A 25,073-nucleotide genomic window follows, 5' to 3' on the forward strand; every position below is an offset into this window, starting at 1 on the left:
GTTCGCAACGGGACGCGTGTTACGGCATCGTTTAGGCTTATTACGCGGGTTTACGCCTCCCTTTCGTGGTAACACGCGGTAACCCTTATGGGGCGGCTGTCATCAATCGAGTTCTGACTCACGCGCTAAACTTCATCCCATGACTACGCAAATACTTGTCGTCGACGACGACGCCGAACTGCGCGACCTTCTGCGCGACTATCTGGTCCGGCAGGGCATCGAGGTATCGGTGCTGCATGACGCCGGTGGACTCGAACGCCGTATCGAACGCGAGCGGCCGGATCTCATCGTGCTCGATCTGATGATGCCGGGCGTCGACGGGCTTACCGCGCTCAAACAACTGCGCGCGTCCGGCGACGACATCCCCGTCATCATGCTGACCGCGCGCGCCGACGACGTGGACCGCATCGTCGGCCTGGAGCTCGGCGCGGACGATTACCTCGGCAAGCCGTTCAACCCGCGCGAACTGCTGGCGCGCGTGCAGGCAGTGCTGCGCCGCCGCCGCACGATTCCGTCGGCGGCGCCCGAGCAGCGCGAGCCCTTTTCGTTCGGCCGCTTCCGGCTGGATTTCCAGTCGCGCACGCTGCAACAGGACGACAAGCCGATCACGCTGTCGGGCAGCGAATTCGCGCTCCTCAAGATCTTCGTGAACAACCCGATGCGCACGCTCACGCGCGAGCGCCTGCTCGAACTGCTGCACGGCCCGGAATACGACGGCACCGACCGCGGCATCGACGTGCAGGTGTGGCGCCTGCGCCGCATCCTCGAGACGGACCCGTCCGCGCCGCGCTTCATCCAGACGGTGCGGGGGCGCGGTTACGTGTTCGTGCCGGACGGCGAGCAAAATGCGCCGGGCATTTGACACGCTCTTCGGCCGGCTGGTCCTGATCGTCATCGGCATGCTGGTGTTGTCGCATGTCGCCTGGTTCGCGATCATCCGCTTCGAGCGCGACAACGTGCAGACGCGCTTCGCCGTCGAGGAGGCCGTGTTTCTCGTCGAGGCGGTGCGTCAGCACATCGCCAACACGCCGAATCAGCCTTTGCCGCCGCGCGTGCGCACGGTCGAGCTCGACAGTCCGGACGTGCCGAGGCAGCCGGACGGCGACATTCCGCCGCCGCTGCAACGCTTCATCGAAGATTTGAAAGACCGTCTGCCCGACGGCACCGACGTGCGCCTGAACGAGCCCGGCGGCCCGCCGAGCGTATGGGTGCATGGCGTGAAAGACACGGGCTGGATCGTCGTGCCGGTGCAACCGCTGCGGCCGCCGCGCTCGCGCGACCGCATGCTCGTGTGGCTCGCGCTGATCTTTTCGACGGCCGTGCTCGCCGCGCTCTTCGGCGCGTGGCAACTGCAATATCCGCTGCGCGCGCTCGCGCAGGCGGTCGGGCGTTTCGGGCGCGGCCAGCCGACGCCGCCCGTACCCGAGCGCGGCCCGCGCGAATTGCGTCAGCTCACACACGGCTTTAACCAGATGGTGCGCGAAGTCTCGCAGACCGAAAACGATCGCGCCGTGATGCTCGCGGGCGTCGCGCACGATCTGAAGACGCCGCTCGCGCGCCTGCGCCTGCGCGCCGAAATGATGGACGACGAGAAAATGCGCGACGGCGTCGTGCGCGACGTCGAATCGATGGCGCATATCGTCGATCAATTCCTCGTGTTCGCGCACGACCGGCCGGACGGCAGCGAGCCGGTTCCCGTCGACGAGCAGTGCGAGCGTATCGTGCGCGCGTATCGGGCGGTGTCGCCGGGCGTGCAGCCCGTTCACCTGAATCTGGAGGCCGGGCCGGCGTTCGTGCTGCCCGCGGCCACGCTGGACCGGCTGCTGTCGAATCTGCTCGACAACGCGCATGCGTATGGCGCGCCGCCTGTCGTCATCGAGACGCGGCGGGGCGCGAAGGGCTGGGTCTTATCCGTCGCCGATCACGGCAAGGGCATTGCGCCGGACGATCTCATCAAGGCGAGCCGGCCGTTCGTGCGGCTCGATCCGGCGCGCGGCGGCAGCGGCCATAGCGGATTGGGACTTGCGATCGTGGAGCGGCTCGCGCGGCGCGTGGGCGGCGAGTGCGAGATCGGCAATCGTCCCGAAGGTGGGCTGCGGGTCGCGATGACATTTCCCTTCGACATCGCCACGCAGCCGCTCGCCGAGCGCCGCGCCGGCCCGCAGCACGAAGAGCGCGCGCTGTAACGCCGCGCGCCAGTCGAACGAAGCGGCGTCAGTCGAACAGGGTTTCGAGCGCCGACGCCGCTTCGCTGTCGACCGTGTTGTACGTCACCGTCGACGCTTCGAAAATGTAGTGCGTCGTGTACTTGCCGAGGCGCGAGAGAATCTCTTCCTGAATCACTTCGGGCGCGAGGTCGATCTTCAGGAACCACGCCGTCGACGAAAGCCGCGTCTGAAACGAGCCGTACTCGGCGAGCAGATGGTCGAACGTTTCAGCGTCCTGATCGCGGCATACGATGACCAGATTTCCCTTCATGCAATCCTCCCGGTTGGGGCCAGCGGCATTCGTTATCGAACATCGATGATACCTGCGGGAGGCGTGCGCGTCGCGACATGCGGATGACCGTGCGATGACCCGGCGCGCCGGCAAAAGGCCTCACTTGCCTGCGAGCGTGTCTTCCGGGTGCCGCGCGGACGAGCCCGGATCGGCGGGGCGCACTTCGCTGCGGTCGCGCCCGCGCGATTTCGCTTCGTAAAGCGCGAGATCGGCGCGCGACAGGATCCATTCGAGCGCGTCGTCCGGCGCGAGCTCGGTGATGCCGATGGAAACCGAGAGCGCCGCATCATCCGGTAGATGCGCGCAATGCTCGTGATGAAAGCGCTTTCGCAGGCGCTCCAGCACCGCTTGCGCATCGGCGAGCGAGGTTTGCGGCAGCAGAATGCCGAACTCTTCGCCGCCGAGCCGGCCGATCGCATCGCTCGGACGGAGCTGCGCGCGACACACTTCGACGAAATGCTCCAGCGCGCGGTCGCCCGACGCATGGCCGAAGCGGTCGTTGATCTGCTTGAAGTGATCGAGATCGGCGATCGCCACCGACAACGGCGTGCCGGCCGAGCGCGCGAGCTCCACTTCATGACGCAGCGTGTCGAGGAAATAGCGCCGCGAGAGGGCGCCCGTCAGCGCGTCGTGACGCGCCTCGGCCGACAGCAGCGTATTGGCGGACTGCAACTGCTCGGCGAGATCGCGCGTCGCGCGGTGCAGGCGCCGCTCGCGCGAGTACGACGTCGCGATCACGAGAGCGAGGGTCACGACGCCCGCCATCGTCAGGAACACGAGCAGGCGGTCGCGGCTGTGATTGCGGCTGATTTCCGGCCAGCTCGTGAGCGGATGCACGATATGCGCCGAGAGGCCCGAATTCAGACCGGTGCGTTCGTCGTAGAGCGAGGGCACGTTGCTGCCGTTCGCGGCGTAGAAGGTTTGAGCCAGCGCGGGCGCGAGCCAGTGCTCGGAGGCGCGCATCTGCTCGCCGATGTGCGATACGCGCAGCTCCGGAAACGACTCGCGCCGGTAATGCTCGATGCGCTCATGCTCGGTCATGCGCGCGACGGGCGCGTTGGGCATTGCCTCATATTCGAGCCGGCCGTCGTGCGCCATCACCACGACGCCGTTCTCGTCGGTCACGAAGGTGCCCGCGCGCGACACCCAGTGCCGCAGACGGTCGATGCTCACCTTGGCGATCACCGCGCCGACGAGAAAGCCGTCCTCGTAGGCGGGCGCCGCGATGAAAATGCCCGGCTCGCCGGAAAGGCGTCCGACGCCGTACATTTCGACGAAGCCGCCGAGCAGCGCGCGCGTGACGTAGCCGCGGGCGCTCATGTCGTAGCCGATGAAGCTGTCGTCGTCGTTGGCGTTGCTCGACGCGATGCAGAATCCCTTCTCGTTGACGAGCCAGATCGAATCGAGGCCGGAGAAGCCCTGGGCGTCGTGCAGGAAGTGGTTGACCTTCGCGAGTCCGGGGCGCGCGGTCCAGTCCTTGCGGCGTTCGAGTTCCGTCGCGGCCGGGTTCGAGGCATAATTCCGCGACTCCGCCAGCGCCCGCTGCGTGAGGTCCATCTGCGCGAGCGTGGCGGGAATGGCGCGCGACATCGCCAGATCGCTCGCGATGATCTGCGCCATGTTGTCGACGATGGACGCCGCCATCTGGCGCTCCGTGCGCACCGTGGACGTCATCTCCTGCTGTACCATTCGGTCCGACAACAAGCCGGCAGCAATCCAGCACGCGAATGCCAGCGCCGCGAGGCCGAGCGTCGCGATCACACGGTGCAGGATGAGCTTGTTCATCGATCTCGGGCGGCGTGGAAGATCACGCCGTGCGCGGACAGCGCGCGCGCCATCCGTGCGGGGCGGCCGGCGCGAAGCCGGCAACGCGGGCGCGCGGATTGCAGCGCACGAGGTCTGCCGCGTCACGGATCGCGCCCGCAACGGCGCGGCGAGTCGGGCTCAGGTGGTCTTGCGGCTCGGATCTGGCGTCGTGTCGCATCGCTTCGGCGCTCAATTTATTGTTCGTGATAAGCCAAGATTGGACGATGTTTTTCGCCGCCTATCAAGGGTCTTGTTACGGCGGGCGGCGGGCGTCGAACATAACGGACGCGCGCCGTGCCACCACGCTCGCCGCCTCGTTGCGTCGCTGCCCGGCCCGGCGAAGCGCAGCCGGTCTGAAAGGAAGCGAAAGCACGCGGGCGACGGCGTATCCGGTGCGGAATGCCCTTCATTTTGCCCGTGCCGTGCCGAAGAGCAACAGAAAGATCGCACGAATCGCGCGCCGGGCCGCATGAACGGTTGTATCTGTCACATCGCTTGGTGTAGTGTCGCTCGGTTCAGCGCGGGCAATTCTCGACGCGGCGACTGCCTGGCGCCGCTCATTGCGCGCTTCGTGTCGTCCTTTCGACGGCCGCGTGCGTTGAGCATGGGGTCGTCCGGGGCGAAGGTTCCTTGCCCGCCCGACGGCTCGCTTGCCGTCTCAAGCACTATCCCGCGCTCGCGCGGCCGGAACAAAGCCTTACGGGGAGGGCCTTCATGGAATTTGGTTTCAATCTGAATCGCACGGCGAACGCGTCCGCGTGGCGGCTCCTGCCCAATCGCTGGGATTTCGTGGCGTTCCCGATGATCATCTGCATGATCGCGCTCGCCGCCGTCGGTTTTCATGAAACCCTGGCGCCGATCTCGACGCTGCAGTCGCAGGCGATTTCGCTCGATCCTGCGAATCTGCCCGAATATGCGTTGCGCACGACCTTGCGCATGCTGCTCGCGATGATCGCATCGCTGATCTTCACGCTGGTCTACGGCACGCTCGCGGCGAAGAGCCGGCGCGCGTCGATCGTGCTCGTGCCGATTCTCGACATTCTCCAGTCGGTGCCGGTGCTGGGCTACATCTCCTTCACGGTGACCTTTTTCCTGGCGATGTTCCCGGGCCGCGTGATCGGCGCCGAGCTCGCGGCGATCTTCGCGATCTTCACGAGCCAGGCGTGGAACATGACCTTCAGCTTCTATCAGTCGCTGCGCACCGTGCCGCGCGATCTGGATGAAGTTTCGCGCGGCTTTCATCTAACCAACTGGCAGCGTTTCTGGAAGCTCGAAGTGCCGTTCTCGATGCCCGGCCTCATCTGGAACATGATGATGTCGATGTCGGGCGGCTGGTTCTTCGTCGTCGCATCCGAGGCGATCACCGTCGGCAACCGCACGATCGTGCTGCCGGGCATCGGCGCGTATCTGGCCGCGGCCATCGGCGAGCGCAATGTCGGCGCGATCGGCTGGGTGATCCTGACGATGATCGTCGTGATCCTCGCCTACGACCAGCTGATGTTCCGCCCGCTCGTCGCGTGGGCCGACAAGTTCCGCATGGAGTTCACGAGTTCGGGCAACGCCCCGGAATCGTGGCTGCTCGACCTGATCCGCCGCACGCGCCTGATTCACCGTCTGCTGGTGCCCGCGGGCTGGATTCTCGCGAGGCTCGCGCGCGTGCCGATCAAGCTGCCGTCGTTGCAGGGCGCGTTCGAGAACGTCGGGCTGCCGCTGCGCGCGAAAGTGCCGTCCACGCGCGTGGGCGACATCGCGTGGGGCACCGTCGTGCTGCTGGTCACCGTGTTCGTCGTGTGGAAGGTCGCGTCGTTCGTCGCGACGGGCGTCACCTGGGGCGAAATCGGGCGCGTGTTCCTGCTCGGCTTCATCACGCTCTTGCGCGTGGTGGTGCTGATCGCGATCGCATCGGTGATCTGGGTGCCGATCGGCGTGCTGATCGGCCTGCGTCCGGCGCTCTCGGAGAAGATCCAGCCGCTCGCGCAGTTCCTCGCGGCATTCCCGGCGAACCTGCTGTTCCCGGTGTTCGTCGTGGCGATCGTGCACTGGAACCTGAACCCGGATATCTGGCTGTCGCCGCTCATCGTGCTCGGAACGCAGTGGTATATCCTCTTCAACGTGATCGCGGGTGCGTCCTCCTACCCGAACGATTATCGCGAGGCCGCGACCAACTTCCAGATCCGCGGCTGGCAATGGTGGAAGAAGTGCATGCTGCCGGGCATCTTCCCGTACTACATCACCGGGGCGATCACCGCGTCGGGCGGCGCGTGGAACGCGAGCATCGTCGCGGAGGCGGTGTCGTGGGGCAAGACGGAGGTCGTCGCGCACGGCCTCGGCGCCTACATCGCCCAGAACACCGCCGCGGGCGACTACCCGAAAATCATTCTTGGCATCGCCGTGATGTCGCTGTTCGTCACGCTGTTCAACCGACTGTTGTGGCGCCCGCTATACGCCTACGCCGAAGCAAGACTCCGGCTGGATTGAGGACGAGTTCCGATGCAGAACCTGAAAAATACGCAGACCCTTCAGCGCACTGCGGGCGCGGCGCCGGCTGGCACGCCGCCGCGCCTCGGCGCGGAAATTCTGCGCGTGCAGAACGTGAGCCGCGGCTTCAACAAGACGCAGGGCGAACTGCTCGTGCTCGACGACGCGAACCTCGCGCTGCGCGAAGGCGAGATCGTCGGTCTGCTCGGGCGTTCCGGCTCGGGCAAGTCCACGCTGTTGCGCATCATCGCCGGGCTGATCGAGCCGACGGCGGGCGAGGTCACGTACCTGAACGAACCGTTGCGCGGCCCCGCGAAGGGCGTCGCCATGGTGTTCCAGACGTTCGCGCTGTTTCCGTGGCTGACCGTGCTGCAGAACGTGGAAGCGGGACTGGAGGCGCAGGGCGTGGGTTCGCGCGAGCGCCGTGAGCGCGCGCTCGCCGCGATCGACCTGATCGGTCTCGACGGCTTCGAGAACGCGTATCCGCGCGAACTGTCGGGCGGCATGCGCCAGCGCGTGGGCTTCGCGCGGGCGCTCGTCGTCGATCCGACCTTGCTGCTCATGGACGAGCCGTTCTCCGCGCTCGACGTGCTGACCGCCGAGAACCTGCGCACCGATTTGCTCGATCTGTGGACGCAGGGCCGCATGCCGATCAAGTCGGTGCTGATCGTCACGCACAACATCGAGGAAGCGGTGTTCATGTGCGACCGCATTCTCGTGCTGTCGTCGAATCCGGGCCGCGTGATGGCCGAAATCAAGGTGCCGTTCAAGCATCCGCGCAACCGTCTCGATCCGGCGTTCCGGCGGCTCGTCGACGATATCTACGCGAAGATGACTGCGCGCCAGATGGACGAAGCGAAGAAGAAGGGGCTGGAGCTGCGGAGCTGGCTGCCGTCGGTATCGACGAACCTGATGGCGGGTCTCATCGAAACGCTCGCGGCCGAGCCGTATCACGGCCGCGCCGACATGCCGGAAATCGCGCGGACGCTGCATCTCGAAGTGGACGAGCTCTTTCCGATCGCCGAAGTGCTGCAGCATCTCGGTTTCGCCGATGTGCGCGAGGGCGATATTTTCCTGACGCCGCAGGCGCGCGTGTTCGCGGAGTTCGGCACGCAGGAGCGCAAGATGATGTTCGCGGAGCATCTGCTGCGGCATGTGCCGCTCGCCGCGCGGATCAAGAAAGTGCTGAACGAGCGGCCAGGGCATCGCGCGCCGCGGGTGCGCTTCGAGCAGGAACTTGAAGACTTCCTCTCCGACAAGGCCGCGCAAGAGACGCTCGATGCGGTCATCGACTGGGGACGGTATGGGGAGATTTTCTCGTATAACGACCAGACCGAGATGCTGAGCCTGGAGGATGTGGAGGCTTGAGTTTCGTTGTGTTTTGATTCGATTTCGAAGCGCGGTTGCCGGTGACGGAACCGCGCTTTTTCGTTGGCGTTGGCCGTTTGGCTGAATGTTCGCTTGGTGCGACGGATCGTAACGTTCTCGTCTTGAGGATCAATGCTGCGTGTGTAAAATTACACACGCAGCATTCGGAGACGAGATGGAATCATCGCGCTTGATACGAATGCTTATGGATGACGGCTGGGAGTTGGTTCGTACCCGAGGCAGCCACCACCAATTCAGACACAGAACCAGGGGCGGTCGCGTGACCGTGGTTCATCCAAAGAAAGACATGGCGATCGGGACAGTCAGATCAGTACTCAAAGGCGCCGGATTGCTCAACCGTCTGTACTCGTCCTAAGGAGCCGGACATGGAATTTGCCCTCGCCATTCATAAAGATCCTGAAAGCTGCTACGGAGTGACCGTGCCCAACGTGCCCGGCGTTTTTTCGGCCGGAGATACGATCGACGAAGCGATTCAAAATGCCAGGGAAGCTATCTTTTTTCACATCGAGACGATTATCGAAGACGGCGGAGAAGTCTCGATCACGTCGAGAAGCATCGAGGAACTGATCGTCGACCCCGATTTCGCCGGCGCTATCTGGGCCTATGTCGAAGTCGACCTCTCCAAGCTCGACTCGCGTCCCGAACGCATCAACATCAGCCTGCCGCGCTTCGTCCTGCACAAGATCGACAGTTACGTTGAAGCGCGCCACGAGACGCGCAGTGGCTTCCTCGCGCGCGTCGCGCTCGAGGCGATCGCAAACGGCTGAAACGAAAAAAGCGCGGCCTCCTTTCAGGAGCACCGCGCTTTCCGTATTCAGATCGCGACAAAACAGACTACTGCAAACTTCCCCACCGCTCGACCGCAGGCTCCGCCGATGCCCACTTCCATCCCTCAGACTGCTGGCAGGCCGTCGCGATGAACCAGTCGGCGGGCGCCTTGGCGTCGTCGCCATCGACGACCGAGAAGGCGAACTCCTTGCACGTCGCGAGCGCGCTGCCGAATTCGCGCAGCACGCGCACTTCGCCGTGGCCGTTCTCGACCGGCAACGTGTGCTTGACCTTCCAGGGCCGTGTCTCGCCGACCTGCGAGCTGCCCGCCGTCACCGCGATCATGACCTGCTGATCCTGATGCAGCGATTTCGTCACGCGCTTGACGGCTTCGTCCGTGGCGGCCTGTACCGCGACGCCCACCGCGAAGCCGACCGCCGGATTGGTCGTGAACGCGCCGGTCGCGATGCCGGCCGTGGCGCCCGCCGCCGCGCCGATCGACGCACAGCCGCTCATCGACACGCAAGCCGCCGCCGCCGCCGCGACGACGCTCACGCGCAGCGCCAGAGTTACGTCGAAGCTCAGTGTCATTGCAGCGAGCCCCAGCGCGGCGTAGCGGGTTCGGCCGACGCCCATTTCCACTTGTCGCCATCGCGGCACACCGATGCAACGTAGAACGCGCTGCCGGCAGGACGGTCCTTGGTCGCGTCGCGGTCGACGGAGAACACGATTTCCTTGCAGTCGAGCACGCCGTTGCTGATGGTGCGGCTCACCGTCACGCGGCCCTTTTCGTCTTCTTCGATCGGCACCGAATGGACGATCTTCCACGGCGCGACGGCCCCGACCGCCAGCGGTCCGGCGACGAAGGCAATCTGATCCTGTGTGTTGGTATGGACGACGCGCTGCGAGTATTGGACCCCCGCGCGCGCCGCGGCGACCGCGCCGAGGCCGATGCCCGTCGCCACCGCGGCGTTGCTGGTGACGCTGTTCGCCACCGCTGCGCCCGCGATACCCGCGCCGGCCGTCGCGCCTTCGCTGTAAAGCGAGTTGCATCCGCTGAGGCTCACGCAGGCGATGGCGCCAGTGATGACCGCGGCGAGCGTGGCGGCGCGCGGCCCGCGCCGATGGACCCTGATCTGCATGTTGCTGTTTCCTTCGTCTGCCGTTTCCCGATGCTTGCGATCGGGTTTCGAGAGGTTCGAATCTACTTGAGGTTTCGCTTTCAAATGACCGTCCGGCAACGCCCGGAGACAATCACGAAGCGCGGACCTCGCGCATTCTGAAGCATGCTTCTAATTACCGCTTTGAGAAAATTGCAAGAAATTGCAAACGAGCAGAGCACGTTGCGATCCACGATCCGATCGCGGACAAAAAAGCGAGCGCGTGGAATGCGCGCTCGCTCGATGTTCATGCGAAAAAGCCGGGCAGGGCGCTCAGCTTTCGTTGTTCGAACCCGCTTCGCCGGATTCCGTGTCCTCGTTCTCGTACGCGCCGAGGCGGTTGTACAAAGTCTTCAGGCTCACGCCGAGCGCTTTCGCCGCGCGCCGCTTGTCGCCGCCGCAGTGCTTGAGCGTGCCGAGAATGATCTGCTTCTGCGCATCGGCGAGCGGCGTGCCGACCCATACGTTCATCGCATCGCCTTGTGTGACAGGCTTCTTCACGCGCGACGCGAGATGCGGGTGCGCGATTTCCACCGTTTTTTCCGCAAGAATGAACGCGCGATACACCGTGTTCTTCAACTCGCGCACGTTGCCTGGCCACGAGTAGGTACGCAGCACGTCGAGCGCACGCTTGCTGAAGACCTTGCTGGTGCCTTCCTGCGCGTTCATTTCGGCAAGGAAGTGCTGCGCGAGCAGCTCGCGGTCCGAATCGCGCTCGCGCAAGGGCGGCGCGCGCAGCGGAAAGACGGCGAGGCGATACATCAGATCCTCGCGCAAGCCGTTTTCCTTCACGGCCGTGACGGGATCGCGGTTGGTCGCTGCGATCACGCGCACGTCCGAGCGGATGAGATCGTTGCCGCCGACGCGAAAGAACGTGCCCGTCTCCAGCGCGCGCAGCAGTTTCACCTGCCGAACCGGCGACATTTCGGTCACTTCGTCGAGAAAGAGCGTGCCGCCGTTGGCATGCTCGAAGTAGCCGATGCGTCCCTGCACCGCGCCCGTGAAGCTGCCTTTCTCGTGCCCGAAGAGCTCGGCCTCGATGAGGTTGTCGGGAATCGCGCCGCAGTTCACGGCGATGAACGGCGCGTCCTTGCGCGCGCTGTAGTCATGAATCGTCCGGGCGACGAGCTCCTTGCCGGTGCCCGACTCGCCGATGATGAGCGCGGTCGCATCGGTGGCGGCGACGCGCTCGATCTGCGCGTACAACTCCTGCATCACGGGCGATGAGCCGTAGAGCAGTCCATAAGACCTCAAGCCCGGCACTTCTCCCGTGTTGCGCTTTCTTTGCGCGGGTGTATCGCCGACCGCGATGGGCGGCGGATCCAGATCGGTTGACGCCATGTGTCCTGATCGTTCCTGAGTTCTGCGTATGTGGTGGGTGGTGGGCGGGCGGCCCGCGCTCGTCTGCGGTTTCGGCCAGTGTGTACGCAGTCGGCGCGCGCGAGCGGCGCAACCGTGGATGACCGTGCGCACCGGCATGTGACGCGCCTCGTGCGCGCTGCCCGTCGGCTCACGTTCTTCGCGAGCCCCTTTTCCTAATCGTGCGTCCGTACAGGGTCGTTTGCATTGGCTGCTTTCGCATTCGAATCGTTGCCAACCAGCCTGTCTCAATAACGCTATTTAACCATTCGCAACGACTCGGCGGCAATGCGCGATCCTACTCCGCGCATATTTTGTCAGCGGCCGTTGCGCGCCGTCCGGCGGTTTCGGAAAGGTTCTCTTTTCGGCTTCGAGAAATTACAACGCGACGGCGTAATTGTTACCCGACCATCCGGTGATAAGCGGGGATAGCGTGCGTTCGTTCAAGGCCGATCGGCCGTGGCATGAAAGCTGCATCAACGAGGTCATCGTGATTCTTATTCGAAAGTCCGCCAACGAAGCATCGCGTCCGAGGCGCACACACGAGGATGGGCGAGAGAGGCAACGCATCATGGAAGACTTCTTTAATTTCGAAGCGGCCGCGCGAGAGCGCACGAACCCGCGCATGAGCACCGCACGGCCCACCCGCGCACGGCGCACGCACGGATCGGGCGGCGATCGGCAGGAACTCGTGGCTGGCGAGCCGATCGACATCTATCACTGGGCCGCGGTCGCGCTCGTCACCGCGCTCATGTGTGCGGTGCTAGGCTATGCAGCGGGCACGCCAGCGCTCGCGCGCGCCGCGAACGTGACGAGCCTCGTGTTCGGCGCGATGGGTGGCGCGCTGATGGCGAGCGGCGTCGTACGCAGTCTGCGCGCGCGGATCGCGTCAGGCGGGCGGCTCGCGGTGGCGCAGGTGCCGGTCGCTGAATCACAGTGATCCGGCGCCGCCTCAGGCCAATACCCCGTTCCACAGAACCCACTTAGGCGAGGACTTCATTCCATGAGTCAAACGACTGTCCAGCTTGCGTTGGGCAAGCAAAAGATCATCGAGGACATCAAGGTGCTGCTGAACGACTCCGAGGAGTTGTTGCGGCTTTCGGCGTCGCTGCCCGGCGAGGGCGTCGAAGCGCTGCGCTCGCGCCTGCGCGATCACGTCGATTCGGCGCGCGTCGCGCTCGAAGACGCGCAGGCGAGCGCGCAGGGCCGCTATCGCGCGGGCATCGATTGCACCGAGAAATACGTGAAGGACAACCCGTGGCAATCGCTCGGGATGGCCGCTGGCATTGGCTTTTTGGTCGGCCTTCTGGTTTCACGCTGATTCGCCGCGGCACACTGCGACCGCCGCTGGTTTTCTGCGGCGGCATCGAATTTCTTGAAGATGGGAGAGAACACAAATGGCACGGCCTTCGATCGGAATCTTCGGCGCGCTGTTCGCGGTGGGCAGCGTTCTCGCATGGAAATGGGTGCAATCGCAGGATCTCGCCGGACGGCGCACGGCGCGTGACCTGAATCGCTGGGAAGACGAGGGCGGCAAGGTGCTGACGCCCGGCGGCTCCGCGCAAGCCGTTAACGGCCACGGCCCCGTGGGCGGGACGGCCGATGCGTGGCATTTCCCGCGCAGTTGATTTGCGGGAAATACCGCAGTTGAGGTGATCGTTTCACGCCGGTTAAATGATGCGATCAATGAGAACGCACGCTGGATCAGCGTGCGTTCTCATCTTGATAAACGCTTATAATCAGCGAAACTTCGGCGATAAGTTGCCTAAATGGAAAAACTTACGCGGAAGTCGTGCCAAGCGTACAGAACTTCGGTAATTATTTTTAGTCGCGCATTTGCGTTGCCCGCTGATCTAATCGGGCATCACTGAGAACGTGAATCGCACCGGCCCGCACGGCGTCCTTGCCGCGCGGAGAAGACCACGCCACCACCGGGCGTGTGACCCTGAAAACGCTTTGGAAGAATTCGAGACGCAATGCCACACGTATTGATTGTCGATGACGATCCCAGTACCCGCGAGGCGCTAGCCGCGATCATCGGCGAAGATGGACTGACGACGGCCACCGCCAGCGATTTGCGCGAGGCGCGCATTCAGCTCGTGCGTCAGACGCCGGACGTCGTATTCACCGACCTGAAACTCCCTGACGGCACCGGCGTCGATCTTTTCGAAGATCTCGACCCGCGCTCGGGCGTGGAAGTGATCGTGATAACCGGTCATGCGACCGTGGAGTCCGCCGTCAGCGCGCTCAAGATGGGCGCAGCGGATTACCTCGTCAAACCGATCAACATGCAGCGCGTGAAGGCGATCCTTTCGCGCCTGCCGCGCGCCGGCGATCTCAAGGCGGAAATCGGTACCCTGCGCGGCGAATTGCGCCGCATGGGCCGCTTCGGTCTGATGCTCGGCAATTCGTCGGCGATGCAGACCGTCTATGACCAGATCGGCCGTGTCGCGCCGACGGCCGCATCCGTGCTGCTGATCGGCGAATCAGGCACCGGCAAGGAAGTCGCCGCGCAGACGCTGCACGAGCTCAGCCTGCGTCGCAAGCATTCGTTCATCGCCGTGAACTGCGGCGCGATTTCGCCGAACCTCATCGAATCGGAGATGTTCGGCCACGAGCGCGGCTCGTTCACGGGCGCGGACCGTCAGCACAAGGGTTATTTCGAGCGCGCGAACGGCGGCACGCTGTTTCTCGACGAAATCACCGAGATGCCGATCGAGCTTCAGGTGAAGCTGCTGCGCGTGCTCGAAACGGGCATGTTCATGCGCGTGGGCACCACCAAGGAGATCGAGACGGACGTGCGCCTGATTGCCGCGACCAATCGCGATCCCGAGCAGGCCGTGCTCGAAGGCAAGCTGCGCCTCGACCTGTATCACCGGCTCAATGTCTTTCCGATCAACCTGCCGCCGCTGCGCGAGCGGGGCAAGGACGTCGAGCTGCTGGCGCAGGCGTTCCTCGACGAACTCAACTCCCGCTACAACACGAAGAAGAATTTCCCCACCGCCGTGCGCGAGATGCTGGGCTCGTACAACTGGCCCGGCAATGTGCGCGAGCTGAAGAACTACGTGCAGCGCGCGTACATCATGTCGGCGTCGGACTCGGACAGCACGGCGACCGTGCCGCTGCAGATTTCGCTGTCGAAGCCGTCGGCGGGCACGGCGGTGACGATTCCGTTCGGCACGTCGCTCGCGCAGGCCGACCGTCAGCTGATTCTCGCGACGCTCGATCAATGCGGCGGCGTGAAGACGCGCGCCGCGGAAATCCTCGGCATCAGCCTGAAGACGCTCTACAACCGCCTCGTGGAATACGGCGAGGACGCGAACAAGGCGGCCGTCGGCGAAGGCGGCGACGTCAACGAGTCGGACAACGAAAATCCCTGAACGTCGCGTATCTTTAGACGAAAACATGCCTGCGTCTTTTAAAAGCGCAGGCGTTTTTCATTGGCAGGCGCGTTTTCTACGCCGATAATGTGACAGATGGATGCAGACCGGACGCTTCCAGGGGCATGTCCCTTGCTGTCGATCGAATGACATCGGCGCGCGCCGCGCAATGGCGCCGCGCGGATGGGAAAGTACGATCACGAGACCGCAAGGAGCCCGCCATGTCCCTCAGTGTTCCCGATCGCGCCTGCGCAAGCGCCCGTATCGATGCACAGACGCCGCAGCCGCCGGACCCGCCGGTGACGCCGCCCGATCAGCCGCCGCCCACGCCGATGCCACCGGACACGAATCCGGACCCGACGCGTGAACCGCCGGTGCCGCCGTCGCAACCCATCGGCGATCCGCCGCCGGGACCGGGCGACCAGCCGCACGTGTACTAGCAGCGCCGAAAGATGCTGGACTGCAGACGTTGGACAATGCCCAGAATTCGTGCAAGGTTTGAATAAGTTTCCATCCCGGACGTAGGGATTACAACAGATGACGCAACAATGACCGGCGACGCCCCAGTCGCCGGTCGTTTTTTCTGAAGCCGCGCTTGTTTCGAGCGCACCGGTCCGACGCCGCCGACGTCACTATCGCGACGGCCTTCTTTTCTGGAGGCATCATGAGGCATCCCGCACTCCGACGCTCTGCGCGTCATTCTTCCAAGCGCGAAGCGCGCGCCGAAGCCGCCAAGGCTGCCGGCGTGCAAGGCGCATCCGCGCCGCCCGCCGAGCACGATCCCGCTGGTCAGAACCGCCCTGCGCCTGGCGCTCCGCCAGACGGCGAACACAACCAGGGCGGTGTGCGCCGCGAGGGCATCGACTATCAGCGCGACCTGGGTTCCGAGCAGGACGCGTGATTTCCTGCCGGCAGACGTACCCGGCACAAGAACAAAAATTTCTACGCGGCGTGCGTTCGCCGCGTGTTTTCGTTCGTCCGTAACATCTTCATACAAACTTCTATTTACAAAAATCGCCAAAAAGGCACAAGTTTTGCATACCCTAGATCGCCAATTCGAGCATGCAACGACAACTGAGAGGTGATGCTGTAATGAGCAGATTGATCGTGGTATCGAATCGCGTTGCGCCGACGCAGGAAGGCAAGCCCAGCGCGGGCGGCCTCGCGATCGGGGTACTGGACGCGCTCAAGGAGACAGGCGGCGTCTGGTTTGGCTGGAGCGGCGAGATCGTCGGCGAGGCGGGTGCTCCGGTCGTCGAGCAGAGCGGCAAGGTGACTTACGCGACCGTCGGGCTCACGCGCCGCGATTACGACCAGTACTACCGGGGCTTCTCGAACGCCACGCTGTGGCCGACTTTCCACTATCGCAACGACCTGTCGCGCTTCGATCGCGAAGAATATGCGGGCTACATGCGCGTCAACGCGAGTCTTGCCGCGAAGCTGAAATCGCTTCTCAAGCCCGATGACATCATCTGGGTGCACGACTATCACATGCTTCCGTTCGCGAACGAATTGAGAAAGCTCGGCGTCGCGAATCCGATCGGCTTCTTCCTGCATATTCCGTTTCCGGTCCCGGAGATGATGCGCACCGTGCCGCCGCACGAGGAACTGATCGCGGCGATGTGCCAGTACGACGTCGTCGGCTTTCAGACCGACGCGGACAAGCAGTCCTTCATCGATTACGTGGAGCGCACCGGCCGCGGCCACTACAGCGACGACGGCATGCTGCAGGCATTCGGCCGCATGCTGAAAGTGGGCGCCTATCCGATCGGCATCTATCCGGAGGCCATCGCGAAGGCCGCCGAGCAGTTCTCCAACCGCAAGCAGGTCAAGAGCCTGCGCGACAGCATGCACGGGCGCAAGCTCATCATGAGCGTCGACCGTCTGGATTATTCGAAGGGTCTCGTCGAGCGCTTTCAGGCGTTCGAACGGCTTCTGCTGAACGCGCCAGGTTGGCACGGTCGCGTGTCGCTCGTGCAGATCGCGCCGCCGACGCGCTCGGACGTGCAGACGTATCAGCGCATCCGTCAGAATCTCGAAGGCGAGGCGGGGCGCATCAACGGGCGATTCGCGCAGCTCGACTGGACGCCGATCCAGTACCTCAACCGCAAGTACGAGCGCAATTTGCTGATGGCGCTGTTCCGGCTCTCGCAGGTCGGCTATGTGACGCCGCTGCGCGACGGCATGAATCTGGTCGCCAAGGAATATGTAGCGTCGCAAGACCCGGCCGATCCGGGCGCGCTGGTGCTCTCGCAGTTCGCGGGCGCGGCGGATCAGTTGCCCGGTGCGCTGGTCGTCAATCCGTTCGATTTGTCGCAGATGTCCGAAGCGCTGGAGCGAGCGTTGTCGATGCCGCTCGCCGAGCGTCAGGCGCGCCACGCCGACATGATGGTGCCGCTGCGCGAGAACAATCTCTCGGTCTGGCGCGATTCGTTCCTTTCGGATCTGCGCAGCGTCGCGACGGCGACATCGGTGACGGAGAAGACCGTCAAGACCGTCAAGCAGGGCGCCAGCGAAGCAAAGCGTCCGGCGGCGAAGGCCTGATCCAGTCGAAAAAGTCGTCTCGTACGCCGGCCCCGCGCTTCGCAAAGAGCGCGGGGTTTTTTTGCGCCGATGGCCCGCGTTCGCGGAACGGGTTTTGCGGACTCGTCAGGGACACGATCCAATGGAGGTCATGATGAGTGGAAGCACATTGAACCCGCCGGAAGACGACGGCGTGGAGTACGGCAAGGGGCATGGAACCGGCGCGCTCGGTCCGAGCGACTCGTCCGACAGCGGCTCGGACGTGCAGGGCGAAAAGCGCTATCCGGGCGATATCGAAGACGAACTCGACGCGCACGCGCTCGGGCAGTCCGCCGCGGAACTGAACAGCGATACGGATCGCGCGGGCACGGGCGAGGCCGCATCGGCTGACGGCGACAACAATATGGCGGCCGACGCCGATATCCTGCCCGACGAAATCCAGGACGAGGTCGGCGGCCTCGCCGATGAGGACGCTGACTCCGACCCTGACGAAGAACAGGCCTGAACACGCTGCATCCGGCGCAAGCGCGGCGCGCTCCTCACGGAGCGCGCCGTTTTTTACACGCGCTTCGCATCGCGGGGCTAACATCGTCGATTGACACCTTTCGCCGCTCACGCCTTCACCGATGGACCAGCACGTTCCCACTCAATCCGCGCCCGTTGCCTCGGGCCGCACGTCGCGTTTCGGCTGGCTCTCGTGGATCTTCGATCCCATCGTGCAATGGACGCAGGACCACTGCCTGATGTTCTCGGCGGCCATCGCGTTTTTCGCGGCGTTTTCGCTCGCGCCGACGCTCGTCATCGTGATCGCGGTGGCGAGCGTGTTCTTCGGTGCGGACGCCGTGCAAGGGCGGCTCTTCGCTGAAATCAGCGGCGTCGTCGGCGTCGATGCGGCGCACGCGCTGGAAGCGATCGTCGCGAACGCGTGGCACGCGGATATCGCGCGCAGCACGGCGATTCTTTCGCTCGCGGGCGTGCTGATCGGCGCATCGGCGACGTTCTCGTCCTTGCACAGCGCGCTCAACGTGATCTGGCCCACGCCCGCCGTGAGCACGCGCGAAAGCATCGTCACGCTGTTGCGCGTGCGACTCATGTCGTTCGGGCTGGTCGTCGGCTCGGGTTTGCTGGTCGCCGTGCTGCTCGTAATGGATGCGTTCGTCGAGCTGCTCGGCCATTGGGTGCTCGGCGATGGCAGTCCGTTCATCCTGCTGTCGGGACTGACGAGGCGCGCGATATCGCTCGGAGTGCTGATGATCGCGTTCACCGTGCTGCTCAAGTTCCTGCCGACGACGCGCATGCTGTGGCGCGACGCCGCGCTCGGCGCTGCCGCGGCCGCGCTGCTCTTCGAAGGCGGCAAGCGCCTCTTCGCGTTCTATCTCGCGCACGCCGGCACCGCGAACATGTTCGGCGCGGCCGGATCGCTCGCGATCATCCTCATGTGGCTCTACTACTCGGCGGCGGTGTTTCTGCTCGGCGCGGAACTGGCGGCGACGGCGGCGCGAAAGCGCACGCATCGGGCGTCGGGCTGGCGTTGATGTGGACCGATGCGTCGTTACGATTGCGGCGCAAAAAAAGGCCGTCCGCGAACGGACGGCCTGTCGGCTACGCTCTTTGTCGCTCAGGCGCCTCGCTTGACCGGGTCGTCGCCGAACGCTTGAGAGCGTGGAAACATCGACGCCATCGGCCCTTCAAGCCTGGCGGCGCAATTCCGCCGGCGGCACCTTCATCAGATGCCGATACTTCGCCACCGTGCGCCGCGCCACGATCACGCCCTGATCGGCGAGCATCTTCGCGAGACTTACGTCGGACAGCGGATCGCGCGTATTTTCCTTGGAGATCATCTCCTTCAGTAGCGCGCGCACCGCCGCGGCCGAGCACGTGCCGCCGCTTTCCGTGCTCAGTTCGCGCGGGAAGAAGTGTTTGAACTCGAAGATGCCGCGCGGCGTGGCCATATACTTGTTGCCCGTCGCGCGCGAGATGGTCGATTCGTGCAGGCCGAGCTCGTCGGCGACATCGCGCAGCACGAGCGGCTTCAGCGCGATCTCACCGTAATCGAAGAACGCCTTCTGATGCGAGACGATGCACTCGGCTACGCGCTGAATCGTCGTAAAGCGCTGCTGCGCGTTGCGGATCAGCCAGCGCGCTTCCTGTAGCTGCTGCGCGAGCGGCGAGCGGCTCGCGCCCGCCGACTGCGCGAACAGCTCCGCATACATGCGATGGATTCGCGCGCGCGGCAGCACTGCCGGATTGATCGTCACGACCCATTGCTTTTTCACCTGACGCACGATGACGTCCGGCACCACATAGTTGTCTTCGCTTCGGCCGTAGTTCTCGCCCGGCTTCGGATCGAGACGGCGCACGAGCGCGCACGCGATACGTAGTTCATCGGCGGTGCAGCCGATCTTCTTCTGTAACTCGGCCTGCTCGCGGCGTGCGAGCCGCTCCAGATGATGCGCGACGATTTCGAGCGCGACAGCGCGGCCCGGCGTCTCTTCGTCCAGCGCTTCCAGTTGCAGCGAGAGGCATTCGGAGAGATTGCGCGCGCCGACGCCCGGCTTGTCCAGCGACTGTACGAGCCTGAGCGCGATGGTGAGTTCGTCTTCGCTCAACCCCGGCTCGATTTCGACGACGCCCGCGAGCTCGCTCAATTCCTGCCGCAGATAACCGTCGTCGTCGAGCGCTTCGATGATGAGTTGCGCGATCGCGCGATCACGCTCGTTCAATTGATATAGCCGCAGCGCGTCGTGCAGCGTTTCATGTAACGACGGCTCGATGCGCACCCAGTCGGCGGGATCGGAACCTTCGCCATCGCCACTGCCGCGCGATGCGCCGCGGCCGAAGGGATCGGACGAGAACTCGCTGACGTCGTCGCGCGAGCCGGCATCGGCGCTGGCTTCGCTCTCCATGCTGGGTTCGGATGCGAGCGGGACTTCGGCCGCTGCATCGGCAGTGTTCGTGGACGTGGAGTCGGCCATCGAGCTGCCATTGTCGGCGCCGAGCGCGTTGTCTTCGGTCTGCGACTCGTCGTATTCGAGAAAGGGGTTCGTGTCCAGGGCGTTGCGCAATTCCTGCTGAAACTCCAGCGACGAGAGTTGCAGGAGACGAACGGACTGCTGGAGGCGCGGCGTGAGCGCGAGCGTTTGCTTGGCGCGGAGTTCGAGTGTAGGCGGCATTGCTTGCTAATCCTCGATTGTTCTAAACGTAATGGGCTGGTTTGGAGGTGACTAAAGCAACAGCCATGCCATCTAACGATAAGCTCGCGCCGCGACTACGTTTTTTCCGTCGGCTCGCTCCTTCCGCAAGCCTCGGCGAGACAGTTTTCACGCAGTTTTTACACGTGCCCGACCAAAAGCGACGCGCGTTTCGGGCCGCATTGCTCAGCCCGCGCGACGCGATTTCACGAGCGTCGAAGATTTGTTCGAAGGCTCACGTTGCCCTTGAGCGACGGTGCTTCGCGAGCTTTTTTCAGACGCATCCATCGCGCCCGCGTCGGTGGCGGCACGCAAGTTGCGGACAAAGGGGACGATCCGCGTGCTACGGCGCGGACGTGACAAAGAGCGGTTCCTGCACGCATCGCATGAAGCGGGCGAACGGGACGCAAGACCAAAATCGACAAAATGGGAGTAATGCCATGAAGACGACTCAAATCCTGAAGGCAGCCGGCGGTATCGCATGTGTCGTGTTTGCGCTGAACGTGGGGGCGCAGACGAATTCGGCGTCGTCGACGAGCGGTTCCGATACGTCAATGGGCCAGAAGGTCGACGACAGCGCGATCACCACCAAGGTCAAGGCCGAACTCCTCGGAGCGAAGAACGTCAAGTCTACGCATATCCACGTGAAGACGCACGCGGGCATCGTTTCGCTGACGGGCTCCGTGCCCTCGGCGGCGGACAAGACCGCGGCGGAAGAGGTCGTCTCGAACGTCTCGGGTGTTGCTTCCGTGAAGAACCATCTTAAAATTGCCGCCAAGTAATGGCATAGTTCGTATGCCCGGCTTCGCCACGGCGGGCCGCGGTTGAGTGCCAGCAGTACGGAACCCGCGCGGGGTCCGACGATTCGCCTCACACGGCGAGCAGTCGGACGAAGCGCGGGTTCTCGCATGGAGGCGCCGGGTCCGCACGGCGCTTCAGTCGCAACTTCACGCATGACGCTTCACGCAGTGCGCATCACCTCGCAGCACTTCGAAACTTAAAACACGAGTACGACCGTTCAGGACGGTACTTACCCAGGCGGTTCACGAATGCGCAGTAGCCCGGCGTTCGGAGGCCGCGGAAAAAGGAGCTCTTCATGAAGACGAAAAAGATGGCATTGATCGGCGCGCTCGCGCTGGCGTTCTCGACGACGGCGTTCGCGCAGGCAGCGTCCGATGCAGCCGGGACCGCGGGCACGCAGGCGAAGAAGGAGAAGGGCACCTATCTGCATCAGCAGAACAAGGCGCACAAGCTGAAGGGCGCATCGGCAGCGGCGGCGGCTTCGTCGCTCGGCACGAACGACAAGGGTCAGCCGCAATAACGGGCGTCTCGCCTGCGCTGGACAAACGAACGGCCGCATCGCGCGGCCGTTCGTGTTTCTTCGCGGCCCGTTACGACTGACGGGCCGCGGGCTTCATCGCATCAGGACTTCGCTGCTGCGTACTGATCGCGAAGATCGCGGATGCGATCGTGATTTTCCACCACGCCCTGATACTGGCGCTCCACGACGGCGCGGATATCGGCCGGCAGGTCCTTGTCTAGCGCCTCGCGATAGTTCTTCTTCGCGGCATCCTCGCCGCGCTCGCATTCGGCGAGAATCGCGTGATCGCTGTGGCCCGTCACGGCCGACTTCACGTCGACCCAGCCGCGATGCAGCGCGCCTGCCATCGAACCGCCGGTCTCGGGCTTGCCGCCCAAGCGGGCGACGATATCCTGCAACTCGCGCGCGCCTTCCGTGCATTTCTGCGCGCGGTTCTGAAACAGCAGCTTGAGGCTCGGGTCACGCGTGTCCTCGGCGGCCTTGAGAAATCCCTTCTCGCCGTCCTTCGACGTTTCGACGAGATCGTTGAGTACCGATACGACGTTCGTGCTCATATGACACCTCCTTTTCGTTTGACATTGTCACGCCGCATTCTCCCTGCGGGATGCGGCTCGCCGATACATAGCGCACGCGGCGTGCCAGCAGACGCCGGGCTGCGCGGTATGTGACTTGCTGTCGCCGATAGACCAAAGCGACGCATTAAAGCGCGCGTCCGATATGAGACGCGCGCACATGAACGGCAACAGGAGAGCGTAGTGAAATACTTCAATCGACTCGTGCATCGCGAGTTTCTGATTCTCGTGGCGATCGCGGCATCGGCCGTGACGTTGCAGGTGCGTGAGCATGTCGCGGGCGTCGAATCGCAGCCGGCGCAGGGATCGCGTGAAACCGATAGGCGCTTATGCGAGCCGTCCGCTGCGAACGATGGCGATGCACCGCGCATGCTGCCTGCCGACTGCGGCATTCGGGCGGACATGCGGCCTCATCGCGAGCGCGCAACCTGGGTCTGAATCCGGCGCACCATAAGAAACGCCCGCACGAGGCGGGCGTAGTCATCGAACGAACAGCAGATCGCTCAGGCGCGCGTCTGCGCGAACTCGCCGACCGGATGCGGCGGCTGCGACGGGTCGAAGTCGCTCCAGCGGCCTTGTTTCCAGCGTCCCGATGCGCGCTCGATATCCATACCGCCCGCTTCGCGCAACGCGGTCGCGGCCTGGTCCTGCGATTCCGGCGACACATGCACGGCCACGAGCACGCCCGCGTGGCGCGCGGGCTCCTCGGCCTGCGCGGCCGTTCTGGGCTTCTTCGTATGCGACATCGCGCCGGCGAGCGATCCCACGTACGCGCCGACGCCCGCCGCGATCACCGAGACGAGCAGCGGGGCCTTGAAGATCGCGAATATCGCCGCGCCCACCACGGCGCCGATCACCGCGCCGATCGTGACGCCCTTGCCGGCGCCTTTGGGCGCGCCGCTCGCGCCCGGGTCGGTGTCGACATCGCCGCCGACCGGGAAACGCGCGTGCTGCCCGCTCGGGTTGACGAAGAAAAGCGTCACGTCTTCTTCCACGAAGCCTTGCGCGAAGAGCTTCTGAGCCGCCGATTCGGCGGCGCGAAAAGTCTGGAATCGGCCCGCAATGATCAAGGACATGTTCCCTCCTTATTGGCTCAGGTTTGGTCGGACTGGCGGCACTGCATGACGAACGCCCCGCGCGCTTACTCCGGCTCCATTCCGGCGACGCGGAACAAGCCGCTGCGCAGGACGGCGGGCTGTCCGCCGTTGTCGTCGAGGACTTCGGCGCACACTGCGCGAATACGCGCGGCGCCCTGTTCGAAGGCGTCGAGCAGATCGTCCTCGCGCGGGGATTTCGCGCCGAAGTGATCTTCGAGCGCCTCTGCGGTGATCGAACATACGACCGGCTCGCCGTCGATGAGCGCGGCGAAGTGAATCGCTAGATCATCGCCGTCATAAACGGGGGCTTCGTCTGCAAACGTGATGTGCATGGTCGAGTCCTCATAAGCGGGACGGGAAGCGGGTTGCGAGGCGCGATGCGAGGCGGCTTCGGAAGTAACGGCGCTCATGACGCCGCCTTCGTTTTCGCGAGCTGCTGCGCCATCTCGTAGTGATGGCTGATGACCGGCAACGCCTTGTTCGCCGCCGCCTTCAGCGCGGTGTCGTTGCCGCTTTCGCTCTCCTTCCTGAAAAGTTCGACGGCCTTCTGGTGCCCGCCCACGGCTACCTTTTCAATATAGGCCTTGTCGAACTCCGCGCCCTGGAGATTTTGCAGGCTGCCGATCACGGCGGAATCGGCGGCGGCCGGCTCGGTGATGCCGTGACGTTTCGCGATCACGTCGAGATTGCGTGCGAGCTTCGTGTGATCGACGATCATTCGCTGTGCGAATTCCCGCACCTGCCGGTCGCTTGCATGCGAGAGCGCCAGCTTGCTCGCGGCGATTTCCGTCGCGCCCGCCTGACCGGCGTCCTGCAGGAATTGCTGATCGACGGGCGAAAGTTTCTGGCTCTGCAACGCGCCATCCGTCTGCGCGTTCGCGACGGGTGCGCAGGCTGCAGCGGCCAGCACTAGCGCAAGCACGCGCATGAGTGATCCGGGCGACTTCGGCATCGGCATCGGCTCCTGTCCAGTCACGCTGCGCGCGCCTTGCCGAGCGCGTCGATCAGCGCTTGATTGAACGCGGGCAGATCGTCGGGCTTGCGGCTGGTGATGAGATTGCCGTCGATCTGCACTTCCTGATCGACCCACGTGCCGCCCGCATTGCGCACGTCGTCCTGAAGACTCGGCCAGCTCGTCATCGTGCGGCCCGCGACGATGCCCGCCGAGATCGGCAGCCAGCCGCCGTGACAGATCACGGCGATCGGCTTCTTCGCCTGATCGGCTGCCTTCACGAAACTTTGCGCCTGCGCGTCGAGCCGGATCGCGTCGCTGTTCACGACGCCGCCCGGCAGCACGAGCGCGTCGTAATCGGCGGCGTTGGCTGCATCGAACGTGACGTCGACATTCACCTTGTCGGCCTTGTCGACATGCTTGAAACCCTGGATCTGACCGGGCTTCTGCGACACGACATCGACGTGCGCGCCGGCTTCCTTCAGCGCGCGCTGCGGCTCGACGAGTTCTGCCTGCTCGAAGCCGTCGACGGCGAGAATGGCGACCTTGAGGCCGTTGAGGGAATTGGCCATGAACAC

Annotated in this window: 29 protein-coding genes; 18 read left to right on the forward strand and 11 right to left on the reverse strand. The window is 64.3% G+C overall.

Annotated elements, in window-relative coordinates:
- The first annotated feature begins 139 nt into the window (after positions 1–139).
- Complete coding sequence (locus tag AWB74_RS04235) at positions 140–862, forward strand: response regulator (RefSeq protein WP_061145503.1); 723 nt, start codon at positions 140–142, stop codon at positions 860–862.
- A complete protein-coding gene (locus AWB74_RS04240; RefSeq protein ID WP_061145504.1) occupies positions 846–2,186 on the forward strand; it encodes an ATP-binding protein in 1,341 nt (446 codons plus the stop codon). The genes AWB74_RS04235 and AWB74_RS04240 overlap by 17 nt, the downstream gene beginning before the upstream one ends.
- 28 nt (positions 2,187–2,214) lie before the next feature.
- Here AWB74_RS04240 and AWB74_RS04245 read toward each other — a convergent pair whose 3' ends face one another.
- Together AWB74_RS04245 and AWB74_RS04250 are read right to left on the reverse strand one after the other, a co-directional pair.
- On the reverse strand, positions 2,215–2,478 hold the full coding sequence (locus tag AWB74_RS04245) for a double-stranded DNA-specific endonuclease (protein ID WP_014190806.1): 264 nt from the start codon (positions 2,476–2,478) through the stop codon (positions 2,215–2,217).
- A 120-nt stretch (positions 2,479–2,598) separates the two neighbouring features.
- Positions 2,599–4,284, reverse strand: coding sequence for a sensor domain-containing diguanylate cyclase (locus AWB74_RS04250; RefSeq protein ID WP_061145505.1), 1,686 nt, complete (start codon positions 4,282–4,284; stop codon positions 2,599–2,601).
- Between the two features lie 735 nt (positions 4,285–5,019).
- Between AWB74_RS04250 and AWB74_RS04260 the strand changes: the two genes are divergently transcribed.
- The 4 genes from AWB74_RS04260 (at position 5,020) to AWB74_RS04275 (ending at position 8,939) form a co-directional block, all read left to right on the forward strand.
- The gene (locus AWB74_RS04260) at positions 5,020–6,783 is read left to right on the forward strand and encodes an ABC transporter permease (RefSeq protein ID WP_061145507.1); all 1,764 of its coding nucleotides are present in this window, start codon (positions 5,020–5,022) and stop codon (positions 6,781–6,783) included.
- A gap of 12 nt (positions 6,784–6,795) precedes the next feature.
- Positions 6,796–8,151 (forward strand): ABC transporter ATP-binding protein, encoded by a 1,356-nt coding sequence (locus AWB74_RS04265; RefSeq protein WP_061145508.1) that lies wholly within the window; start codon positions 6,796–6,798, stop codon positions 8,149–8,151.
- 175 nt (positions 8,152–8,326) lie between these two features.
- Positions 8,327–8,527, forward strand: a complete 201-nt coding sequence (locus tag AWB74_RS04270; RefSeq protein WP_087038837.1) for a type II toxin-antitoxin system HicA family toxin — start codon at positions 8,327–8,329, stop codon at positions 8,525–8,527.
- Between the two features lie 10 nt (positions 8,528–8,537).
- A complete protein-coding gene (locus tag AWB74_RS04275) occupies positions 8,538–8,939 on the forward strand; it encodes a type II toxin-antitoxin system HicB family antitoxin (protein ID WP_061145509.1) in 402 nt (133 codons plus the stop codon).
- Positions 8,940–9,006: 67 nt separating this feature from the next.
- Here the strand turns inward: AWB74_RS04275 and AWB74_RS04280 are convergent, their stop codons facing one another.
- The 3 genes from AWB74_RS04280 to AWB74_RS04290 all read right to left on the reverse strand — a co-directional run bounded on the left by AWB74_RS04280 (position 9,007) and on the right by AWB74_RS04290 (position 11,441).
- Positions 9,007–9,531, reverse strand: a complete 525-nt coding sequence (locus AWB74_RS04280; protein WP_061145612.1) for a hypothetical protein — start codon at positions 9,529–9,531, stop codon at positions 9,007–9,009.
- Positions 9,528–10,082: a hypothetical protein gene (locus AWB74_RS04285; protein WP_061145611.1), complete on the reverse strand. Its 555-nt coding sequence runs from the start codon at positions 10,080–10,082 to the stop codon at positions 9,528–9,530. The genes AWB74_RS04280 and AWB74_RS04285 overlap by 4 nt, the downstream gene beginning before the upstream one ends.
- 291 nt (positions 10,083–10,373) lie before the next feature.
- On the reverse strand, positions 10,374–11,441 hold the full coding sequence (locus tag AWB74_RS04290) for a sigma-54 interaction domain-containing protein (protein WP_061145510.1): 1,068 nt from the start codon (positions 11,439–11,441) through the stop codon (positions 10,374–10,376).
- Between the two features lie 589 nt (positions 11,442–12,030).
- Here AWB74_RS04290 and AWB74_RS04295 point away from each other — a divergent pair.
- From AWB74_RS04295 to AWB74_RS04335, 9 genes are all read left to right on the forward strand, one after another.
- Positions 12,031–12,399, forward strand: a complete 369-nt coding sequence (locus AWB74_RS04295) for a hypothetical protein (RefSeq protein WP_061145613.1) — start codon at positions 12,031–12,033, stop codon at positions 12,397–12,399.
- 63 nt (positions 12,400–12,462) lie between these two features.
- A complete protein-coding gene (locus tag AWB74_RS04300; RefSeq protein WP_061145511.1) occupies positions 12,463–12,780 on the forward strand; it encodes a DUF883 family protein in 318 nt (105 codons plus the stop codon).
- A 76-nt stretch (positions 12,781–12,856) separates the two neighbouring features.
- The gene (locus AWB74_RS04305) at positions 12,857–13,087 is read left to right on the forward strand and encodes a hypothetical protein (RefSeq protein ID WP_061145512.1); all 231 of its coding nucleotides are present in this window, start codon (positions 12,857–12,859) and stop codon (positions 13,085–13,087) included.
- Positions 13,088–13,435: 348 nt separating this feature from the next.
- Positions 13,436–14,839 carry a sigma-54-dependent transcriptional regulator gene (locus tag AWB74_RS04310; protein WP_061145513.1) on the forward strand — a complete coding sequence of 468 codons (1,404 nt, stop codon included), beginning with the start codon at positions 13,436–13,438 and terminating at the stop codon, positions 14,837–14,839.
- Positions 14,840–15,060: 221 nt separating this feature from the next.
- Complete coding sequence (locus tag AWB74_RS04315) at positions 15,061–15,279, forward strand: hypothetical protein (RefSeq protein ID WP_061145614.1); 219 nt, start codon at positions 15,061–15,063, stop codon at positions 15,277–15,279.
- A gap of 224 nt (positions 15,280–15,503) precedes the next feature.
- Positions 15,504–15,740 carry a hypothetical protein gene (locus AWB74_RS04320; RefSeq protein ID WP_061145514.1) on the forward strand — a complete coding sequence of 79 codons (237 nt, stop codon included), beginning with the start codon at positions 15,504–15,506 and terminating at the stop codon, positions 15,738–15,740.
- A gap of 191 nt (positions 15,741–15,931) precedes the next feature.
- Positions 15,932–17,383 (forward strand): alpha,alpha-trehalose-phosphate synthase (UDP-forming), encoded by a 1,452-nt coding sequence (gene otsA, locus AWB74_RS04325; protein WP_061145515.1) that lies wholly within the window; start codon positions 15,932–15,934, stop codon positions 17,381–17,383.
- A gap of 130 nt (positions 17,384–17,513) precedes the next feature.
- The gene (locus AWB74_RS04330) at positions 17,514–17,867 is read left to right on the forward strand and encodes a hypothetical protein (protein ID WP_061145615.1); all 354 of its coding nucleotides are present in this window, start codon (positions 17,514–17,516) and stop codon (positions 17,865–17,867) included.
- A 121-nt stretch (positions 17,868–17,988) separates the two neighbouring features.
- Positions 17,989–18,897: a YihY/virulence factor BrkB family protein gene (locus AWB74_RS04335; RefSeq protein WP_061145516.1), complete on the forward strand. Its 909-nt coding sequence runs from the start codon at positions 17,989–17,991 to the stop codon at positions 18,895–18,897.
- A gap of 153 nt (positions 18,898–19,050) precedes the next feature.
- On the opposite strand, the gene AWB74_RS04340 is transcribed toward AWB74_RS04335, so the two are convergent.
- Complete coding sequence (locus tag AWB74_RS04340) at positions 19,051–20,535, reverse strand: RNA polymerase factor sigma-54 (protein WP_061145517.1); 1,485 nt, start codon at positions 20,533–20,535, stop codon at positions 19,051–19,053.
- 458 nt (positions 20,536–20,993) lie between these two features.
- Here AWB74_RS04340 and AWB74_RS04345 point away from each other — a divergent pair, with 458 nt between their 5' ends.
- Together AWB74_RS04345 and AWB74_RS04350 are read left to right on the forward strand one after the other, a co-directional pair.
- A complete protein-coding gene (locus tag AWB74_RS04345; protein WP_061145518.1) occupies positions 20,994–21,335 on the forward strand; it encodes a BON domain-containing protein in 342 nt (113 codons plus the stop codon).
- 314 nt (positions 21,336–21,649) lie between these two features.
- Positions 21,650–21,874 (forward strand): hypothetical protein, encoded by a 225-nt coding sequence (locus tag AWB74_RS04350; protein ID WP_061145519.1) that lies wholly within the window; start codon positions 21,650–21,652, stop codon positions 21,872–21,874.
- A 101-nt stretch (positions 21,875–21,975) separates the two neighbouring features.
- Here the strand turns inward: AWB74_RS04350 and AWB74_RS04355 are convergent, their stop codons facing one another.
- Complete coding sequence (locus tag AWB74_RS04355; protein ID WP_061145520.1) at positions 21,976–22,428, reverse strand: PA2169 family four-helix-bundle protein; 453 nt, start codon at positions 22,426–22,428, stop codon at positions 21,976–21,978.
- Between the two features lie 201 nt (positions 22,429–22,629).
- Here AWB74_RS04355 and AWB74_RS04365 point away from each other — a divergent pair, with 201 nt between their 5' ends.
- Positions 22,630–22,884: a hypothetical protein gene (locus AWB74_RS04365; protein WP_143749141.1), complete on the forward strand. Its 255-nt coding sequence runs from the start codon at positions 22,630–22,632 to the stop codon at positions 22,882–22,884.
- Positions 22,885–22,949: 65 nt separating this feature from the next.
- On the opposite strand, the gene AWB74_RS04370 is transcribed toward AWB74_RS04365, so the two are convergent.
- The 4 genes from AWB74_RS04370 to AWB74_RS04385 all read right to left on the reverse strand — a co-directional run bounded on the left by AWB74_RS04370 (position 22,950) and on the right by AWB74_RS04385 (position 25,067).
- Complete coding sequence (locus tag AWB74_RS04370; protein WP_061145523.1) at positions 22,950–23,522, reverse strand: glycine zipper family protein; 573 nt, start codon at positions 23,520–23,522, stop codon at positions 22,950–22,952.
- A 65-nt stretch (positions 23,523–23,587) separates the two neighbouring features.
- A complete protein-coding gene (locus tag AWB74_RS04375; protein WP_061145524.1) occupies positions 23,588–23,953 on the reverse strand; it encodes a DUF1488 family protein in 366 nt (121 codons plus the stop codon).
- Positions 23,950–24,495: a DUF4142 domain-containing protein gene (locus AWB74_RS04380; RefSeq protein ID WP_235024473.1), complete on the reverse strand. Its 546-nt coding sequence runs from the start codon at positions 24,493–24,495 to the stop codon at positions 23,950–23,952. The genes AWB74_RS04375 and AWB74_RS04380 overlap by 4 nt, the downstream gene beginning before the upstream one ends.
- A gap of 20 nt (positions 24,496–24,515) precedes the next feature.
- Positions 24,516–25,067, reverse strand: a complete 552-nt coding sequence (locus AWB74_RS04385; protein WP_061145525.1) for a type 1 glutamine amidotransferase domain-containing protein — start codon at positions 25,065–25,067, stop codon at positions 24,516–24,518.
- Positions 25,068–25,073: the final 6 nt, after the last annotated feature.

This window comes from Caballeronia arvi (assembly GCF_001544695.2).
GTDB classification, from domain to species: domain Bacteria; phylum Pseudomonadota; class Gammaproteobacteria; order Burkholderiales; family Burkholderiaceae; genus Caballeronia; species Caballeronia arvi.

Coding starts and splice junctions, on each gene's coding strand:
- AWB74_RS04260 (WP_061145507.1), top strand. CDS start 5,020: ATGGAATTTGGTTTCAATCTGAATCGCACGGCGAACGCGTCCGCGTGG.
- AWB74_RS04340 (WP_061145517.1), bottom strand. CDS start 20,535: ATGCCGCCTACACTCGAACTCCGCGCCAAGCAAACGCTCGCGCTCACG.
- AWB74_RS04295 (WP_061145613.1), top strand. CDS start 12,031: ATGGAAGACTTCTTTAATTTCGAAGCGGCCGCGCGAGAGCGCACGAAC.
- AWB74_RS04280 (WP_061145612.1), bottom strand. CDS start 9,531: ATGACACTGAGCTTCGACGTAACTCTGGCGCTGCGCGTGAGCGTCGTC.
- AWB74_RS04300 (WP_061145511.1), top strand. CDS start 12,463: ATGAGTCAAACGACTGTCCAGCTTGCGTTGGGCAAGCAAAAGATCATC.
- AWB74_RS04235 (WP_061145503.1), top strand. CDS start 140: ATGACTACGCAAATACTTGTCGTCGACGACGACGCCGAACTGCGCGAC.
- AWB74_RS04240 (WP_061145504.1), top strand. CDS start 846: ATGCGCCGGGCATTTGACACGCTCTTCGGCCGGCTGGTCCTGATCGTC.
- AWB74_RS04265 (WP_061145508.1), top strand. CDS start 6,796: ATGCAGAACCTGAAAAATACGCAGACCCTTCAGCGCACTGCGGGCGCG.
- AWB74_RS04380 (WP_235024473.1), bottom strand. CDS start 24,495: ATGCCGAAGTCGCCCGGATCACTCATGCGCGTGCTTGCGCTAGTGCTG.
- AWB74_RS04350 (WP_061145519.1), top strand. CDS start 21,650: ATGAAGACGAAAAAGATGGCATTGATCGGCGCGCTCGCGCTGGCGTTC.
- otsA (WP_061145515.1), top strand. CDS start 15,932: ATGAGCAGATTGATCGTGGTATCGAATCGCGTTGCGCCGACGCAGGAA.
- AWB74_RS04385 (WP_061145525.1), bottom strand. CDS start 25,067: ATGGCCAATTCCCTCAACGGCCTCAAGGTCGCCATTCTCGCCGTCGAC.
- AWB74_RS04320 (WP_061145514.1), top strand. CDS start 15,504: ATGAGGCATCCCGCACTCCGACGCTCTGCGCGTCATTCTTCCAAGCGC.
- AWB74_RS04310 (WP_061145513.1), top strand. CDS start 13,436: ATGCCACACGTATTGATTGTCGATGACGATCCCAGTACCCGCGAGGCG.
- AWB74_RS04370 (WP_061145523.1), bottom strand. CDS start 23,522: ATGTCCTTGATCATTGCGGGCCGATTCCAGACTTTTCGCGCCGCCGAA.
- AWB74_RS04315 (WP_061145614.1), top strand. CDS start 15,061: ATGTCCCTCAGTGTTCCCGATCGCGCCTGCGCAAGCGCCCGTATCGAT.
- AWB74_RS04290 (WP_061145510.1), bottom strand. CDS start 11,441: ATGGCGTCAACCGATCTGGATCCGCCGCCCATCGCGGTCGGCGATACA.
- AWB74_RS04335 (WP_061145516.1), top strand. CDS start 17,989: ATGGACCAGCACGTTCCCACTCAATCCGCGCCCGTTGCCTCGGGCCGC.
- AWB74_RS04345 (WP_061145518.1), top strand. CDS start 20,994: ATGAAGACGACTCAAATCCTGAAGGCAGCCGGCGGTATCGCATGTGTC.
- AWB74_RS04275 (WP_061145509.1), top strand. CDS start 8,538: ATGGAATTTGCCCTCGCCATTCATAAAGATCCTGAAAGCTGCTACGGA.
- AWB74_RS04375 (WP_061145524.1), bottom strand. CDS start 23,953: ATGAGCGCCGTTACTTCCGAAGCCGCCTCGCATCGCGCCTCGCAACCC.
- AWB74_RS04245 (WP_014190806.1), bottom strand. CDS start 2,478: ATGAAGGGAAATCTGGTCATCGTATGCCGCGATCAGGACGCTGAAACG.
- AWB74_RS04305 (WP_061145512.1), top strand. CDS start 12,857: ATGGCACGGCCTTCGATCGGAATCTTCGGCGCGCTGTTCGCGGTGGGC.
- AWB74_RS04270 (WP_087038837.1), top strand. CDS start 8,327: ATGGAATCATCGCGCTTGATACGAATGCTTATGGATGACGGCTGGGAG.
- AWB74_RS04330 (WP_061145615.1), top strand. CDS start 17,514: ATGATGAGTGGAAGCACATTGAACCCGCCGGAAGACGACGGCGTGGAG.
- AWB74_RS04355 (WP_061145520.1), bottom strand. CDS start 22,428: ATGAGCACGAACGTCGTATCGGTACTCAACGATCTCGTCGAAACGTCG.
- AWB74_RS04285 (WP_061145611.1), bottom strand. CDS start 10,082: ATGCAGATCAGGGTCCATCGGCGCGGGCCGCGCGCCGCCACGCTCGCC.
- AWB74_RS04250 (WP_061145505.1), bottom strand. CDS start 4,284: ATGAACAAGCTCATCCTGCACCGTGTGATCGCGACGCTCGGCCTCGCG.